We start from the raw sequence: 16,305 nt of genomic DNA on the forward strand, positions 1-16,305 counted from the left end.
TCCGCGGGTGGAATACGCCGCGGGTCGCAAGGTCCTGGGGAGGAATGATGAGCACACTGATCAATCGGCCCGCCGCGGCCGAGACCATGCGCAGGTACGCCCGGCAGATCGACCTGCCGGTGCTGGGCTCGGTGGCGGTGCCGCCGCCGGACAAGGTCGCCTACTACGCCGGCATCGGGGCGTTGGCCCTGTTGCAGGTGATCGAATGGCCGCTCGCCCTGGTGATCACCGCCGGTCACCTGCTGGCCGACCAGCACCTGTCCGGGTTGGCCCGCGGCCTGGGTGGCGCGCTGGAATCCGCCTGACCGGCCCGCCCGCTTCCGGGCGGGCCGGCCGGTCGGCGGGGCGGGTCAGCCGGCGGTCGTGCGGCGCAGCAGCGGAATGAGCACGGCCGCCGTGATCACGTGCAGGGCCGCCAGCGCCAGCTTCGCGGCGCCGCCGACGCCCTGAACGAGCGGCCCGGCCAGGGACAGCACGGCGACCGCGACGGCGATGCCGGTCCAGAGCGCGCGGGCGCGCCCGGCACGCCGTTCCAGCAGCGCCAGCAGCCCCCAGCCGGCCAGCCCGGCGAGCAGCGTGGTGGCCACCACGGCGACCGCTCCGACGGTCTGCTCGGTCCCGCCGGTACGGGCGCGCAGGTCGACGAAGGCGGCGAGGACGAGCCAGCCGACCAGGGTGGCGGCGGTGGTGACGCCGACCGCGAGGAGCCGGCTGCGCCAGGTCGGGGCGGCGGTGGTGGCGGACGCGGTGGACATGACGGAAGATCCTCTCGACGTACGGCGTGGGCGTCGGACCGCCCCCCGGCCGGTCCGACCCTGCCAAGGCTAGGTTTTCGGCCGGGGTGTCCGGATCGGCGCACCGATCGGTTCCCGACTCCGTCCCGCGGCGTACCGGCCGCCGCCATCTCCGTCCCGCGACCGATGATCCCTGGTGACCGGCCTGCCTACCATCCGGGTATGCGTGTCCGGCAGCCCGACCCCGCACCCTGCACCGCCGGGCACGGCCCTCCGGCGGCCGTGCTCCGGTTGATCGACGGCGGCCTGGCCGGCGTGGTCTTCGGCATCCTCGCGGTCGCGCTCGCGGCGCTGCCGTCCGCTCCGGCCACCCCGGCGGGTCTCGTCCTGGGCTACGGGCTGGCCGCCGTGCAGGCCGGTTGCCTGCTCTGGCTGCGCCGCCGGCCCGGGTCCGGGCTCGCGGTGGCCGCGCTGGCCGGCATCGGGCTGGAGGCGATGATTCCGGAGGTCGGCTGGCTGGGCCTGGTGGCGGTGCCGCTGACCTACCTGGCCCGGTTGCGACCGCCGCGCGTTTCGCTCGTCGCGCTCGGCCTGCTGCTGCTGCCGACGCCGTGGAAGCTGGCCACCGGCGGCTGGCGGGATCTCCTGCTCGCCGTGGTCGGGCTCGCCTTCGCCTGGACGATCGGCGAACTGCAACGCGGGCACGCCCAGCGCCGTGCCGCCGAGCGGGACCGCATCCTCACCACCGAGCGGGAGCGGATCTCCCGCGAGCTGCACGACGTGGTGGCCCATCACGTCGCGGTCATCGCCGTCCAGGCGGGCGCCGCCGAGGACGTCTTCGACCTGCGACCCGAACGCGCCCGCGCGGCGCTGGGCACGATCCGGACCGCCGCGACCTCGGCCATGGTGGAGCTGCGGGCCATGCTCAACACGCTCGCCCAGGACCCCGAGGGCGCGGCGAACGCGCCGCAGCCGGGTCTGGCCCAGTTGGACGCCCTCGCGCAGACCGTACGGGCGGCCGGGCTCCAGGTGCGGTTGAGCTGCTCGGGTGCCGAGCCGGGCCGGCTGCCCGGTGGGGTGCAGTTGTCCGCGTACCGGATCGTGCAGGAGTCGCTCACGAACACCCTGCGGCACGGCCACGCCACCCGGGCGGACGTGCTGGTCCGGCACGACGACTCGGGACTGGAACTTGAGGTGGTGGACGACGGCTCGGTGCTCGGCTGGCCGGGCGGCGGCGGGGGGCGCGGCCTGGTGGGCATGCGGGAGCGGGCGCGCTCGCTCGGGGGAACCCTGGACGCCGGCCCGCTGCCCGGTGGCGGCTTCCGGGTCCGGGCACACCTGCCGGTGGCGGGGTCGTGATGACGAAGGTGCTGCTGGCCGACGATCAGGATCTGGTCCGGGCCGGGCTGGAGATGATCGTCGAGGCGCGGGACGACCTGACCGTGGTGGGTTCGGCCGCCGACGGCCTGGCCGCGGTGGAGCTGGCCGGGCGGACCCGCCCGGACGTGATCCTGATGGACGTCCGGATGCCCGGCGTCGACGGCATCGAGGCCACCCGGCGGCTGGTCCGGGCCGGCAACCCGGCGCGGATCATCATGCTCACCACCTTCGACCTGGACGAGCACGTCTTCGCGGCGCTGCGCGCGGGCGCCAGCGGCTTCCTGCTCAAGGACACCCGGCCGGCGGCGCTGGTCGAGGCGATCCGGCTGGTCGCCCGCGGCGAGGCGCTGCTCGCGCCGACGGTCACCCGCCGGCTGCTGGACCGGTTCGCCGACCGGCTGCCCGGTCCCGCCGAGCCGCCCCGGGAGCTGTCCGGGCTGACCCCGCGCGAGGTCGAGGTGCTGATTCTGGTCGCGGAGGCGCTGTCGAACGCGGAGATCGCCCAGCGGCTGTACGTGAGCCAGGCGACCGTGAAGACCCACCTGTCGGCCATCCTCACCAAGCTCGGCCTCCGGGACCGGGTGCAGGCCGTGGTGTACGCGTACCAGGTGGGCCTGGTCCGGCCGCCACCAGCGCCGTGACGGGCGTCGCGGCGGGTTGACCTGAACCCGCCTTGAGGTCGGAGGCTGACGGAGATGCCGCCGCACTGTTGCCGATCGGGGGACAGCAGCGCGGAGGCGACCGGGCCGGACCGCGACGCCCCGGCCCGGTTGACACGTACGGGGGACCCGCCGCGGCCGGACCGGAACCGGGCCGGCGTCGGCTCTAGCGTGACGCCATGGTCGCACTGGTAGCGGCGGTGTTGCTCTACACCGCGGGTTTCGTGTTCCTGTACGGGGTCGTCCGGCTCGCGGTCCGGCACGCCATCCAGGATGTCAACCGCATCCGGCACGAGGAGTTGCTGGCCGAGCGGCGGGCGGTGCTCCAGGAACGCACCTTCATCCGGGACAACGCCTACCTGGCCGGCGGCTGACGGCCGGTCGTCGGCCACCGGTCGCCGAGCAACAGGTCGCCGATCGGCCGGCCACCACCCGGGCCGACGTCAACGGCATGGTCCGGCGGCTGCTCGATGTGCGCAAGGCGAGCTTCGCGCCGATGGACGACGCCGTGCGGCTGACCGGGATGGAGTACGGCGGCATCACCCCGATCGGGTTGCCGCCGCAGTGGCCGGTGCTGGTCGACTCCCGGGTGATCGCCGTGCCGCACGCGGTCGTCGGCTCCGGCGTACGGCACGGCAAGATCGTCGTTCCCGGCCCGGCGCTGGGCATCCTGCCCAACGCCAAGGTCGTGCAGGGGCTGGCCCGCGAGTGAGGGCGGTGCCGCGCCTCAGCGACGATCATCGATACTGTTGCACGTGAAACAGTCGGGGTCGGGTCAGCCGACCTGGTCGCGTACCTGTCGCTTGAGCCGGCCGAGGATCGCGGTGCCGCCCCGGACCCGCAGCGGGCTGATCGCCTGGGCCAGCCCCATCCGCTGATAGAGGTCGTCCGGCACCGCCAGCACCTCCTCGGCGCTCGCCCCGGCCAGCCCTTCGGCCAGGATGCCGGCGAACGCCCGGGTGGTCGGCGCCTCGGGCGGGCAGTCGAACCAAGTGGTCACGGTGCGGTCCGGATTGACCTCGGCAAGCAGGAAGAACGGGGTCTGGCACTCGGGGACCTGCTCCATGCCGGAACGGTCGGCCAGCGACTCCGGCAGCTGCGGAACGGCGTCGGAAAACTCCAGCAGCATCTCCAGGACGACGTCCCGCGGCGCGGCGGCGAACTCCTCGACGATCTCGGCGAGCTTCGGTGGCATGGTCGCAAGGCTACTGCGCGGGCCGGTCAGGCATCCGGCGGCTGCTCGCTGATCTCCTCAAGGGTCGACGACGCGTCCATCCGCATCGCCAGGTCGCCCAGGGAGACGATGCCCACCAACCGCCGGTCGGCGTCGCAGACCAGGATCCGGCGTACCCCGCGGTCCCGCATCAGGGCCGCGGCCTCGGCCGCGGTCGAACTCTGCTCGATCATCACCACCTCCCGGGTGATGATCGAGCCCAGCGAGGTGGAGGTCGGGTTCTTGCGCTCGGCCACCGCCCGCACCACGATGTCGCGGTCGGTCACCATGCCGATGATCGAGGATCCGTCGGTCACCACCACGTCGCCGATGTCGGCGTCCTGCATGGCCTTGGCCGCCTCGTCCAGCGGCGTGTCCGCGGAGAGGTAGACGACCTGCTTCGTCATGAGGTCGCTGATCCGGTACATGGAGAGCCTCCGATTTCCCCGTGACATTCCCGTCGGAAGCCGTACCCCGGTGCGGTTCCGGTCATGCCCGACCCGACCGCGGATTTCATCCCCCGACAAGTTCGACGAGCGGCACCTCGGTGCGCTCCCCGCTGGCCCGCTCCCGGACCTCGACGTACCCCTCGGCGAGCCGGCGGCCGACCACGACGGTGCGCGGGATGCCGATCAGGTCGGCGTCGGCGAACGCGACGCCGGCCGAGACGCCGCGGTCGTCCAGCAGGACCCGGTGACCCGCCCCGGCGAGACCCGCCGCGAGCTCCGCGGCGGCCGCCGGCTGCGGACCCCGACCGGCCGCCACCACGTGTACGTCGGCGGGTGCGGCCGCCGCCGGCCAGGCCAGGCCGCGGTCGTCGTGGTGCTGTTCGGCGATCGCCGCGACCAGCCGGGACACCGCCATGCCGTACCCGCCGAGCACCGGGCGGACCGGTCCGCGCGGGCCGGCCAGCTCGACGCCGACCGCGTCGCCGATCCGCCGGCCCAGCTCGGTGAGATGGCCCAGCTCGATGCCCCGGTGCAGCGCCAGGCGCCCGCCGTGGCAGGCCGGGCAGGGGTCGCCGGAGCGGACGTCGGCGGCCTCGATGGTGCTGTCCGGTACGAAGTCCCGGCCGCACACCACCGGCGCGGCGTGCCGGCCCGGTTCGTTCGCCCCGGTCAGCCAGGCCGATCCCGGCACGACCCGCGGGTCGACCAGGTACCGGATGCCCAGCTTGGCCAGAACCTGCGGGCCGAGGTACCCGCGGACCAGGTCGGGCCGGGCCGCGAAGTCGTCGAAGAGCGCCACCGACACCGGGTGCAGCGCCGCGGCCACCCGGCGCAGGTCCACCTCCCGGTCGCCCGGGACGCCGACCACCAGCAGTTCCGGCTCCGCCGAGCCGGGCCGGCGGGCGGTCAGCACCACGTTCTTGAGGGTGTCCCGGGCGGTCCAGTCGGCGCGCCCGGCCAGCCGGCCGGCGTTGGCCGCCTCGACCAGGGTGGCGATGGTGGCGGTGTCCGGGGTGTCGTACGCGGTGGCCGCCGGATGCCCGGCCGGGTCGGTCGCCGGCGGCGCGGGCGTGGTGACGGCCAGCGTGCTGGCCGCGTAGTGGCACTGCGTGCAGCGCACGAAGGTGTCCTCCCCGGCCGGCACGGGCGCCAGGAACTCCTCGGCGGTGCTGCCGCCGGGCGCCGCGGCCACGCACTCGTAGGCCAGCCCCAGCCGGTCGAAGACGCGCTGGTACGCGGCCCGCACCCGGTGGTACGCGGCGCGCGAGGCCGCCGGATCCAGGTCGAACGAGTACGCGTCGGCGACCTGGAACTCGCGGGCGCGCAGCAGCCCGGCCCGGGGTCGGGTGTCCTCCAGGAATCCGGTCCGGACGCCGAACAGCAGCAGCGGAAGGTTCCGGTACGACGGGCCGACGTCCCGGACCAGCGCCGCCGCGAGTTCCGCGCTGCCCGGGTCGAGCGGGCCGCCGGTGCTCGGGAAGAGCAGTTCCTGCCCGCCCGCCTCGACCAGCTCGCTCCGGATCACCTCGGTGACCCGGTCGAGGACGAGCTTCCCCAACGGCAGCCAGGCGTAGCCGCCCGGCGCGACCCGGCGGACGTAACCGGCACGGACCAGCAACCGGTGGCTGGCCGCGTCCGCGTCGGCCGGATCCTCGCGCAGGGTGCGCAGGAACAGCGTGGACATTCGCAGTAACACCTCCGGCAGCCTGCCACGTCGCGGAGTGCGCGTCGATGAGAATGGGCGGCCCGGCGGGGGGCGATCCTGCGGTTTGGCTCACGTTGCGGGGCGCCCGCCCGTGACCAATTTGGTTGCCGTGTCAAACTTCCTGCGCGATGGCATGGGGCGGCACCGGGAGGCGGGATGCGCTGGCGCAGTTTTGTCGCGGTGGGCGACAGTTTCACCGAGGGGATGGACGATCCGTATCCGGACGGCAGCTACCGGGGCTGGGCCGACCTGGTCGCCACCCGGCTGGCCGCGCAGGCCGGTCCCGACTTCGGGTACGCGAACCTCGCGATCCGGGGCCGGCTCTTTTCGAACATCGTGGCCGAGCAGGTGCCGCAGGCGTTGGCCATGCGGCCCGATCTGATCAGTTTCGCGGCGGGCGGCAACGACGTGCTGCGCCGGACCTTCGACGGGTCGACGCTGGTCACCCGCTTCGACCGGCTGGTCGGCGAGTTCCGGGCCACCGGCGCCGACGTGATCATCTTCCGGTTCGCCGACGTGATGGCCCGGCTGCCGGGGCAGCGCCTGGTGGCCCCCGGGTGGCGGTGCTCAACGAGGCCGTGGGCGAGACCGCCGAGCGGCACGGTGCGATCATGGTCGACCTGTTCCACGACGACGAGTTCCTCAATCCGGCCCTGTGGGGTGCCGACCGGCTGCACCTCTCCGCGGCCGGACACCGCCGGGTCGCCGGGCACGTGCTGACCGCGCTGGGTGTCGAGTGCGACCCGGAGTGGCTGCTGGTGCCGCCGCGACCGGCGCCGACCCCGTGGCTCGCGGCCCGCGGCGCCGACCTGCGCTGGGCCGGGCAGCACCTGGCACCGTGGATCAAGCGCCGGATCACCGGGCGCTCCTCGGGCGACACGGTCGCGGCCAAGCGCCCCCGGCTCGGTCCGCTGGTCGACTGATCCCGTCGCCGGGGCCGGGCCGTCCGGCGTACGTTGGGATCATGCCAGTGCCGAACGATCCCAGTCCCGAGCTCCAGCCGTACGCCGATCCGGGCCGCCTGGTGACCACCGAGTGGCTCGCCGAGAACCTCGGCACCGAGGGCCTCGTGGTGGTCGAGTCCGATGAGGACGTGCTGCTCTACGAGTCGGGCCACATCCCCGGTGCCGTCAAGGTCGACTGGCACCTCGAACTGAACGACCAGGTCACCCGCGACTACCTGGACGCCGAGGGCTTCGCCGAGCTGTGCGCCCGCAAGGGCATCGGCCGCGCCGACACGGTGGTCTTCTACGGCGACAACTTCAACTGGTGGGCCGCCTACGCGCTGTGGGTGTTCTCGCTGTTCGGCCACCCGGACGTGCGGCTGCTCGACGGCGGCCGGCAGAAGTGGATCGCCGAGGGCCGGGAGCTGACCCGGGAGAAGACCGACCGGCCGCAGGCCGAGTACCCGATCCCGGAGCGCGACGACGCGCCGCTGCGGGCGTACCGGGATCAGGTGCTCGCGCACATCGCCGCCGGCCGTCCCCTGGTGGACGTCCGGTCGCCGGGCGAGTACACCGGCGAGATGCTGCACATGCCCGACTACCCGCAGGAGGGCGCGCTGCGCGGCGGTCACATCCCCGGCGCGGTGAACAAGCCGTGGAAGTCGGCCGCCAACGACGACGGCACCTTCAAGCGGCCCGAGGAACTCCGGGCCATCTACGCCGACCAGCTCGGCCTGGCCGAGTCCGACGACGTGATCGCCTACTGCCGGATCGGGGAGCGGTCCAGCCACACCTGGTTCGTCCTGCACCACCTGCTCGGCTACCCGCAGGTGCGCAACTACGACGGATCCTGGACCGAGTGGGGCAACCTGGTCCGTACCCCGATCGTCCGCGGCGATCAGCCTGGTGGTCTCATCCCGCCGCGCTGAGCCGGACGGTGCGCTGAGCCGGACGGTGCGCTGAGCCGGACGGTGCGCTGAGCCGGACGGTGCGCTGAGCCGGACGGCGCCGCGGGCCGGCCGGGCCGGATGCTACCGCCGGCCGGCCGGCCTGAGTCCCGGGTCGGCCGAGCCGGTCCGTGGCGGGCGGGAGACCGATAGCCTGCCCGCGTGGGACGGCTCTGGGTCGGGATGCTGATCACCGTCGTCGGCCTGGGCTGCGCCACGGTGGGCGCGGTGGTGCTGTTCCGGCACCGGCGCGGCCGCGGCATGCCGTACCGGCTGGCCCGGCGGCGGTGCGTGGCCGAGGCCGGCCTGGTGGCCGGCACGCTGCCCGCGTTGTGGTTGACCCTGACCCCCCGGCAGCACAGCCGGCTGGTCCATCTCGTTCCGCTGAGCGACCTGATCGACCAGGTCCGCACCATGCCGCCGGTCTGGGTGGCCCAGCAGGACGTGGGCAACCTGCTGGTCTTCGCCGCGCTGGGCTTCTTCGCCCCGGTCCGGTGGGCCGTGTTCGCCCGGCCCGGCCGGCTGGTGCTGCTCGGCGCCGCCGCCTCCGCCCTGGTGGAAAGCCTCCAGTACGTCCTGGACATCGGCCGGGTCAGCTCGGTCGACGACGTCCTGCTGAACGCCCTGGGTGCCGGGCTGGCCGGGCTGCTCTCCCGGCGCTGGTGGGCGACCCGCGACCTCGGCCTCCCCTCCGACGGTGACCGCTCGGCAGCGGCACCCGCGCCGGCACCAGCACCCACACCCACACGGGCACCGGCACCCGCACCCACATCGGCACCCGCACCCGCACCGGCACCCGCACCCACATCGGCACCCGCACCCGCACCGGCACCCGCACCGGCACCCGCGCCGGGCGACGACCGGCGTCCGGCCATGCCGGACGCTCCCGGCAGGTGACGGCCGTGTCCCTCCCGGGCCGCCGGCTGGTCGCACTGCTCCTGTTGACCGCCATTCCCGCGGCCGTCGAATCGGTGGCGCTGGCCGCCGTCGGGTTCCCTGCGGCGCAGGGCTTCGCACCGCAGGCCACCGCGGTCTGGCCGTACGACATCTTCCACGACCTGCGGTGGATCCTGGTCTACCACGACACCGGATGGCTGTTTCTCGCCGAGTACCTGGCCGTCATCGGCCTGCGCGGTGTGCTGACGGCGGTGACGGTCGCGCTGGCGTGGCCGGCCGAGGTCCCGCGGCCCACGCTGCGCAGCCTGCTCGGCCGCAACACGGCGGTGGCGGCCGTGGCGGTCCTGATCCTCTCGCCGTGGGCGGCGCTCTCGGTCGGCGCCTCGGTGGTGTCGCTCTCCTGGTACGTGTTCGCCTCGCTGCTCCCGGTCATCCTGCTCGCCCCGTTCATGCAGCGCGCGGGCGTCGGTCCGGGCTGGTGGCGCGGCCTGCCGTCGATCGAACTGTTCGGCTGGCCGCTGCTGAACTTCTGGCTGCTCACCCTCGGTGGCGCGCTCATCTGGACGGTTCCGAACTGGCTGAACGCGCCCACCGCCGCGCTGCTCGGCGTCGCCAACGGCCTGCTCTGGCGGCGCACGGTGCGGGCCGCCGTGCTGCCGGCGCGGCGGATCCGCTGGCGGCGCGTTCCGGTGGCGCCGATCATGATCGTGCTCACCCTGCTGGCTCCGGCCGCCGTCCGGGACGCGGTGATGGTCGGGCTCGGCGCCCAGCGGGAGTTGCAGATCCCGATCTTCCAACAGGAGCTGCCCGACAGCGTCGATCACGCGGTCATCGTGGTTGCCGGGTACAACAGCTCGTACGCCGGGCGGCCGGCGGTGGATCCCAACGTCGAACACTTCTCCTACCGCGGGCTGGACGCGCAGGCGCGACCGCTGCCCTACCCGGCAGCGGCCACCCACCGGTCGCTGGAGAGCAGCACCGACCTGTTGGCCGCACAGGTCGACGCGGCGCACCGGCGCACCGGGCGCCGGGTGGCGCTGCTCGGGCAGAGCGAGGGCGCGATGGTGGTCCGGCTCTTCCTGGAGCGCCATCCCGGCAGCCAGGTCGACACCGTCCTGCTGTTCAGCCCGCTGTTGCAGGCCGGCCGCGCGTACTACCCGCCGGCGTCGGAGGGGTCCGGCTGGGGCTTCGTCGCCGGCTGGTTGATCCGAGCGCTGTTCCTCGGCACCAACGTCGTCAGCTCGACCAGGGAGGATCCGGACGAGCCGTTCGTCCGGTCGCTGCTGGAGAACGCGTCGTTCTGGCGCAGCCAGACCCTCTGCCCGGTGCCGGGGGTGCGGATGGTGGCCTTCATGCCGACCGCGAGCGCCGCCGACGCGCCGCCCGGGAACTACGCCGAGATCCCCGTCTACCAGCTCGCGGGCTTCCACGGCGGGCTGCTCCGCCGAGGCGTGGTGCACGGCCGTTTGATCGGCTTCATCGGCGGCGATCTGCTCGACCGCCCGCTTCGGGAGTTCGTCTTCCTCCAGCGGCTCGCCAGTGCCTGGCAGGCTCCGCCGCTGGCGATGTCGGTGAATCCGGCCTGGGGCGACGGCGGGCGGCGCAGCCCGGGTTTCGGCGGCCGGGTCTGCCACCAGGACTGACGTCGCGGGAGGGTCAGCGGGCGGTCGCGCGGCGGTGCACCAGCAACAGCCGGATCACCGCGCCGTTGACCACCCAGAGCATGACCGCGACGAACGGGACGAACGGGAAGAGCGCCAGGTGCAGCGCCGTGTCCAGCACCGCGACGCCGATGGCCGGCACGATGGCCCAGCGGCGGTTGCCGACCACCGCCAGCCCGGCGGCGACGGCCAGGATCCCCATGCCGAGCAGCAGCCACGCCCAGCCGGTGATGTCCAGTTGGCTGAGCCCCTCCGAGGTGACGATGACGTACGGGTCGCCGGTGAGGCCGTCGTACCCGGACAGCACGTCGATCAGGCCGGCGGAGCCGAGCAACCCGCCGGCCAACAGCGGCGGCCGGTACCGACCGGCGGCCGACGCCCTCGCCCCACCGAGTCGTTCCACCACACCGGGTCACCTCCCGCCCTAACCCACCGTTTACCTGATTGTCACGATGCGCGTCGCCGTACCTGTCAGGTTAGTGACGGCGCTGTCACGCATCCGGGATCTGGTCGAGTCGGGCCGAAACCGGGGCGTGCGGCACCGTGGGACCGTCCTCCGGGCGGCCCCGCGGTACGCCGTATCGGCGGGCATCGGCGGGCGTTGACTATCGGTAGGCTTGCGGGGTGACGTTGGATCAACGGATTGGTGGCGCGTCGGAGATCGCGCCGAGGCGGCGGTCGCGCCGGGAAGAAATCCTGGCCATCGCGGTCGGCCTCTTCGCCGCACGCGGCTACCACGGCGTCTCGATGGACGACATCGGGTCCGCCGCCGGGGTGACCGGTCCCGCCCTCTACCACCACTTCGCCGGCAAGGAGGCGATGCTGGCGGCGGCGCTGGTACCGGTCAGTGACGGGCTGCTCGCGGGCGGCCGGGACCGGGTGCTCGCCCATCCCGGCGACGCGCGGGCGGCGCTGGAGTCGCTCATCGACTTCCATGTCGACTTCGCGCTGGCCAATCCGGCGGTGATCGCCCTGCACCTGCACGAACTCGACCGGTTGCCGGAGGAGCCACGCCGGCAGATCCGCCGATTGCAGCGCCTGTACGTGGAGGAGTGGGTGAACGTGCTCACAGGTCTCCGCCCGACGCTGCCGGCCAGCGAGGCCCGGGTGCTCGCGCACTCGGCGTTCGGGTTGATGAACTCCACCCCGTTCCTGGGTGGAGAGGTGGACAGGGATCGTCGTGCGGCCTTGTTGCGGGCCGCCACGCTCGCGGCCTTGGTGGGGGACCCAGAGTGCTGACCCCGGGGTCGGGCGTGGTGTCCTAGCACCGGCCACGACCGTAGGACCGGGAGGACAAAACAGAATGATCGAGTCGTTACTCGTCGCGAACCGGGGCGAGATCGCCCGACGGGTGATCCGGACCGCCCGCCGGCTCGGGATCCGGGCCGTCGCCGTCTATTCGGAGGCGGATGCGGGGATGCCGTTCGTGGCCGAGGCCGACGAGGCGGTCTGCGTCGGGCCGGCGAACCCGGCGCAGAGCTACCGCAACGTCGAGGCGATCCTCGCGGCCGCCAAGTCCACCGGTGCGCAGGCGATCCACCCCGGGTACGGCTTCCTGTCCGAGAACGCCGAGTTCGCCCGCGCGGTGGAGGCGGCCGGCCTGATCTGGGTCGGTCCGTCCGCCGAGGCGATCGACGCGATGGGCGACAAGATCAACGCACGGAACCTGATGGCCGCCGCCGGCGTACCGGTGGCGCCCGGCACCGCCGACCCGGCCGAGGACGCGGCCGCGGCGGTCGCCGCGGCGACCGAGATCGGCTACCCGGTGATGGTCAAGGCCGCCGCGGGCGGCGGCGGCATGGGGATGGGCGTCGCGGCCGACGAGGCCGCGCTGCGCACCGAGTACGACAAGGTGCACGCCTTCGCCGAGCGGATGTTCGGCGACGGCTCGGTGCTGATCGAGCGCTACTTTCCCCGGGTGCGGCACGTCGAGGTGCAGATCCTCGGCCTGGCGGACGGCCGGGTCGTGGCGCTGGGCGAGCGCGAGTGCTCGGTCCAGCGACGCAACCAGAAGCTGGTCGAGGAGTCCCCGTCGCCCGCCGTCTCGCCCGAGCTGCGGGAGCGGTTCCTGGCCGCCGCGGTGCGGGCCGGCGAGGCCGTCGGCTACCGCAACGCCGGCACGGTGGAGTGCCTGCTGGTGCCGGGCGGGTCGGATTCGGCCGGGGAGTTCTTCTTCCTGGAGATGAACACCCGGCTCCAGGTGGAGCACCCGGTCACCGAGCTGGTCTACGGGGTGGATCTGGTCGAGGAACAGCTCCGGGTCGCCGCCGGGCCGCCGCCGACGTTCGACCCGGACGCGCTCGCGCCGCGGGGACACGCGATCGAGCTGCGGATCAACGCCGAGGACCCGAAGCGGTTCCTGCCCGGCCCCGGGGCGATCACCAACTGGGTCGAGCCGACCGGCGAGGGCGTGCGGGTCGACTCCGGGTACGCGGCCGGCACCACGGTGACCCCGTTCTACGACTCGCTGATGGCCAAGCTGATCGTCTCCGGCGCGGACCGGGCCGAGGCGATCGAGCGGGCGCGGGCCGCGGTGGCCGGCTTCGAGGTGGCGGGGCCGAAGTGCAACCTGCCGTTCTTCGCCGAGCTGCTGGAGAACGCCGAGTTCGTCTCCGGCGACTACGACACCGGCATCGTCTCCCGGATGCGCTGACCACGCGGCGGCCACCCGCGTCCACCGGACGCGGGTGGCCGCCGTCGCGCCGGGCCTAGCCGGAACCTGCCGGCCGATCAGGACCTCGTGTCCCGGGGTCCATCTCCATCGGTGGTCCACCTTCATCGGTCGTCACGGACGGTGACCTCGCTGACCGCGACAAACCTTTTTTGCAGCTATGCCTGAGAGTCATAAAAATGACTCTCAGGCATAGCTGCAAAAGATGTGTTCGATCCCGGCACGGTCTCTCCGGATGGTCTTCGGCGCCGGTGGTCCGGCGCCGCACAACCCGCCCTGGCGGTGTCGAGCGTCGCGCCGGGCTGGGTGGCCGGCTTAACGAGCGGTAGGGTCGCCTCCATCCGACCAGGGCCGACGGCCAGCGAGGTGACCAGATGAACCAACTGCCGGATTCCGTGTCGATCCGTGAGGTCGGGCCGCGGGACGGGTTGCAGAACGAGGATCCGGTGCCCACGGACGCCAAGGTCCGGCTGCTGGACGCGCTCTCCGGCACGGGCGTACGCCGGATCGAGGCCGTCTCGTTCGTGCACCCGAGGGCCATCCCGCAGATGGCCGACGCCGACGAGGTGTGGCAGCGGGCGGCCCGGAACCCGGCCGTACGCTATTCCGCGCTGGTGCCGAACACGCGCGGTGCGCACCGGGCGCTCGCGGCCGGGTTCACCGAGATCGAGGTGGTCGTCTCGGCCAGCGACACGCACAACCGGCGCAACGTGAACCGGTCCACCGACGAGTCGCTGGACGACATCGCCGAGTTGATCGCGCTGTTGCACGGCAGCGGGGCGACGGCCGAGGTGATCATCGCGACCAGCTTCGGGTGTCCGTACGAGGGGACATCGACCCGAAGCGGGTCGCCGGCATCGTGGACCGGGTGGTGGCGGACGGCGCCGACCGGGTGGCGTTCGGCGACACCACCGGGATGGGTACGCCGCGCCGGGTCCGGGACCTGCTGACCGCCGTCCGGGAGCGGCACGCCGACGTGCCGATGCTGCTGCACTTCCACAACACCCGGGGTACGGCGCTGGCCAACCTGCTGACCGCGCTGGAGTTGGGGATCACCGAGTTCGACGCCAGCGTCGGCGGCCTCGGCGGCTGCCCGTACGCCCCGGGCGCCAGCGGCAACGTGGCCACCGAGGAGGTGGTGCACATGCTGCACGACATGGGCGTCGACACCGGCATCGACCTGGATGCGCTGCTGGAAGCGGCGAAGCTGGCCGAGGACATCGTGCGGCGGGAACTGCCGTCCGGGGTGCTGCGCGCCGGCCCGCGTACCCGGTTGACGCCGGCGTGAGCGGCGCCGGTGCCCCGTACGCCGGTGTCCGTACGCCGGTGTCCCGGGTGTTGGTGTCCCGCTGTGTTGGTCGGGTCCGCTCGCCCGGACGGCGCCGCATGCGCTAACCTAACGATCGTTCAGGTCGGTTCCGGGGACGGGCCGGCCGGGCGGTCGACCTTCGGCAAGGGAGCTGGCGTGACGCTCGACGGTGAGGCTCTGGAGCAACTGCGGAAGCGGGTCCGGGCCGGCGGCGCGGAGAAGTACCACGCGGCGAACGCGGCCAAGGGCAAGCTGTTCGCCCGGGAACGCATCGCGCTGCTGGTCGACGAGGGTTCCTTCGTCGAGGACGGGATGTTGGCCAACGCCCACAACGGCGCCCCGGCCGGCTCCGGCGCCCCGGCCGACTCGCTGCCGGCCGACGGCGTGGTGACCGGCCAGGCCAGCATCGACGGCCGGCCGGTGTACCTGATGGCCAACGATTCCACGGTCAAGGCCGGCAGTTGGGGCGCGCGTACCGTCGAAAAGATCATCAGGATCATCGAGCGGGCGTACGCCGCCGGTCAGCCGATGGTCTACCTGGTGGACTCGGCCGGCGCCCGGATCACCGACCAGGTCGACCTGTTTCCCGGCCGGCGGGGCGCCGGGAAGATCTTCTGGAACCAGGTCCGCGCCTCCGGGTCGATCCCACAGGTCTGCGCCCTGTTCGGGCCGAGCGCCGCGGGCGGGGCATACATCCCGGCGTTCTGCGACGTGGTGGCCATGGTCGAGGGCAACGCCAGCATGTACCTCGGCTCGGACCGGATGGTCGAGATGGTCACCGGCGAGAAGACCACGCTGGAGGCGATGGGAGGCGCCCGGGTGCACTGCGCCGAGTCGGGCGTCGGGCACTTCCTGTGCAAGAGCGAGGCCGACGCGCTGGAGGTGGTCCGCCGCTACCTGTCGTACCTGCCGGCGAACTGGACCCAGCCGCCGCCCGCGGCGCCCGCCGTCGCCGCGCCGGCCGGCGCCGACCTCGCCGCGCTGGTGCCGGCGAGCGAGCGGCAGGCGTTCGACATGCGCCGGTACGCCAGGGGCGTGCTCGACGAGGGTTCCTTCTTCGAGATCCAGGCGCTCTGGGCCAAGGAGCTGACCATCGGCTTCGGCCGGCTGGACGGCGAGGTCGTCGGCGTGGTCGGCAACAACTCGATGTTCAAGGGCGGCGTGCTGTTCGTCGACTCGGCGGACAAGGCGACCCGGTTCGTCCAGCTCTGCGACGCGTTCAACGTGCCGCTGCTGTTCCTGTCCGACGTACCGGGGTTCATGGTCGGCGCGGCCGTGGAGAAGCAGGGCATCATCCGGCACGGCGCCAAGATGATCACGGCGATCTCCGAGGCGACCGTACCGAAGATCTGTGTGGTGGTCCGCAAGGCGTACGGGGCCGGGCTGTACGCGATGGCCGGGCCGGGGTTCGAGCCGGACGCCACGATCGCGCTGCCCACCGCGAAGATCGCGGTGATGGGCGCCGAGGCCGCGGTGAACGCGGTCTACGCCAACAAGATCGCGGCGATCGCCGACGAGACCGAGCGGGCCGCCTTCGTGGCGGAGCGGCGCGAGGCGTACGAACGGGACATCGACATCGTGCGGCTGGCCAGTGAGCTGGTCATCGACGCGATCGTCGAGCCGCACGAACTGCGTACCGAGTTGATCCGCCGGTTCGCGGCGGCGCGCGGCAAGGATCGGCACTTCTCCCGGCGCCGGCACGGCGTCACTCCCGTCTAGGTGTCATTCCCGTCCAG

General features: G+C 73.1%; 15 protein-coding genes and 3 pseudogenes. 13 read left to right on the forward strand and 5 right to left on the reverse strand.

Annotation, left to right across the window (positions count from 1 at the left end; all coding sequences use genetic code 11):
* The first annotated feature begins 86 nt into the window (after window positions 1-86).
* A complete protein-coding gene (locus CIK06_RS00265; protein WP_198348251.1) occupies window positions 87-305 on the forward strand; it encodes a hypothetical protein in 219 nt (72 codons plus the stop codon).
* A gap of 45 nt (window positions 306-350) precedes the next feature.
* On the opposite strand, the gene CIK06_RS00270 is transcribed toward CIK06_RS00265, so the two are convergent.
* Complete coding sequence (locus tag CIK06_RS00270; protein WP_095563112.1) at window positions 351-755, reverse strand: DUF6069 family protein; 405 nt, start codon at window positions 753-755, stop codon at window positions 351-353.
* A gap of 201 nt (window positions 756-956) precedes the next feature.
* Between CIK06_RS00270 and CIK06_RS00275 the strand changes: the two genes are divergently transcribed.
* The 4 genes and pseudogenes from CIK06_RS00275 to CIK06_RS00290 form a co-directional block, all read left to right on the forward strand.
* Complete coding sequence (locus CIK06_RS00275) at window positions 957-2,093, forward strand: sensor histidine kinase (RefSeq protein WP_095563113.1); 1,137 nt, start codon at window positions 957-959, stop codon at window positions 2,091-2,093.
* A complete protein-coding gene (locus tag CIK06_RS00280; RefSeq protein WP_232534392.1) occupies window positions 2,093-2,755 on the forward strand; it encodes a response regulator transcription factor in 663 nt (220 codons plus the stop codon). The genes CIK06_RS00275 and CIK06_RS00280 overlap by 1 nt, the downstream gene beginning before the upstream one ends.
* A 197-nt stretch (window positions 2,756-2,952) precedes the next feature.
* Window positions 2,953-3,147 (forward strand): hypothetical protein, encoded by a 195-nt coding sequence (locus CIK06_RS00285; RefSeq protein ID WP_095563115.1) that lies wholly within the window; start codon window positions 2,953-2,955, stop codon window positions 3,145-3,147.
* 47 nt (window positions 3,148-3,194) lie between these two features.
* Window positions 3,195-3,485, forward strand: a pseudogene (locus CIK06_RS00290) (YbaK/EbsC family protein); the annotation flags it as partial.
* Between the two features lie 63 nt (window positions 3,486-3,548).
* On the opposite strand, the gene CIK06_RS00295 reads toward CIK06_RS00290, so the two are convergent.
* The 3 genes from CIK06_RS00295 to CIK06_RS00305 all read right to left on the reverse strand — a co-directional run bounded on the left by CIK06_RS00295 (window position 3,549) and on the right by CIK06_RS00305 (window position 6,131).
* Entirely contained in the window at window positions 3,549-3,968 is a 420-nt protein-coding gene (locus CIK06_RS00295; protein WP_095563117.1) for a SufE family protein, read from the reverse strand.
* Between the two features lie 26 nt (window positions 3,969-3,994).
* Complete coding sequence (locus tag CIK06_RS00300; protein ID WP_095563118.1) at window positions 3,995-4,414, reverse strand: CBS domain-containing protein; 420 nt, start codon at window positions 4,412-4,414, stop codon at window positions 3,995-3,997.
* A gap of 85 nt (window positions 4,415-4,499) precedes the next feature.
* A complete protein-coding gene (locus CIK06_RS00305) occupies window positions 4,500-6,131 on the reverse strand; it encodes a His/Gly/Thr/Pro-type tRNA ligase C-terminal domain-containing protein (protein ID WP_095563119.1) in 1,632 nt (543 codons plus the stop codon).
* A gap of 165 nt (window positions 6,132-6,296) precedes the next feature.
* Between CIK06_RS00305 and CIK06_RS00310 the strand changes: the two are divergent.
* From CIK06_RS00310 to CIK06_RS00330, 4 genes and pseudogenes are all read left to right on the forward strand, one after another.
* Window positions 6,297-7,063 (forward strand): annotated as a pseudogene (locus tag CIK06_RS00310) (SGNH/GDSL hydrolase family protein).
* A gap of 41 nt (window positions 7,064-7,104) precedes the next feature.
* The gene (locus CIK06_RS00315) at window positions 7,105-8,013 is read left to right on the forward strand and encodes a sulfurtransferase (protein ID WP_095563120.1); all 909 of its coding nucleotides are present in this window, start codon (window positions 7,105-7,107) and stop codon (window positions 8,011-8,013) included.
* 180 nt (window positions 8,014-8,193) lie between these two features.
* A complete protein-coding gene (locus CIK06_RS00320) occupies window positions 8,194-8,928 on the forward strand; it encodes a VanZ family protein (RefSeq protein WP_232533929.1) in 735 nt (244 codons plus the stop codon).
* On the forward strand, window positions 8,925-10,571 hold the full coding sequence (locus CIK06_RS00330) for a hypothetical protein (RefSeq protein WP_095563121.1): 1,647 nt from the start codon (window positions 8,925-8,927) through the stop codon (window positions 10,569-10,571). The genes CIK06_RS00320 and CIK06_RS00330 overlap by 4 nt, the downstream gene beginning before the upstream one ends.
* A 13-nt stretch (window positions 10,572-10,584) precedes the next feature.
* On the opposite strand, the gene CIK06_RS00335 is transcribed toward CIK06_RS00330, so the two are convergent.
* Window positions 10,585-10,995 carry a hypothetical protein gene (locus CIK06_RS00335; RefSeq protein ID WP_095563122.1) on the reverse strand — a complete coding sequence of 137 codons (411 nt, stop codon included), beginning with the start codon at window positions 10,993-10,995 and terminating at the stop codon, window positions 10,585-10,587.
* 218 nt (window positions 10,996-11,213) lie between these two features.
* On the opposite strand from CIK06_RS00335, the gene CIK06_RS00340 reads away from it, so the two are divergent.
* From CIK06_RS00340 to CIK06_RS00355, 4 genes and pseudogenes are all read left to right on the forward strand, one after another.
* Complete coding sequence (locus CIK06_RS00340; protein ID WP_095563123.1) at window positions 11,214-11,828, forward strand: TetR/AcrR family transcriptional regulator; 615 nt, start codon at window positions 11,214-11,216, stop codon at window positions 11,826-11,828.
* Window positions 11,829-11,892: 64 nt separating this feature from the next.
* Complete coding sequence (locus CIK06_RS00345; protein ID WP_095563124.1) at window positions 11,893-13,242, forward strand: acetyl/propionyl/methylcrotonyl-CoA carboxylase subunit alpha; 1,350 nt, start codon at window positions 11,893-11,895, stop codon at window positions 13,240-13,242.
* A gap of 392 nt (window positions 13,243-13,634) precedes the next feature.
* A pseudogene (locus tag CIK06_RS00350) lies at window positions 13,635-14,548 on the forward strand (hydroxymethylglutaryl-CoA lyase).
* Between the two features lie 177 nt (window positions 14,549-14,725).
* Window positions 14,726-16,288: an acyl-CoA carboxylase subunit beta gene (locus tag CIK06_RS00355; RefSeq protein ID WP_095563125.1), complete on the forward strand. Its 1,563-nt coding sequence runs from the start codon at window positions 14,726-14,728 to the stop codon at window positions 16,286-16,288.
* Window positions 16,289-16,305: the final 17 nt, after the last annotated feature.

The organism is Plantactinospora sp. KBS50 (assembly GCF_002285795.1).
Taxonomy (GTDB): domain Bacteria; phylum Actinomycetota; class Actinomycetes; order Mycobacteriales; family Micromonosporaceae; genus KBS50.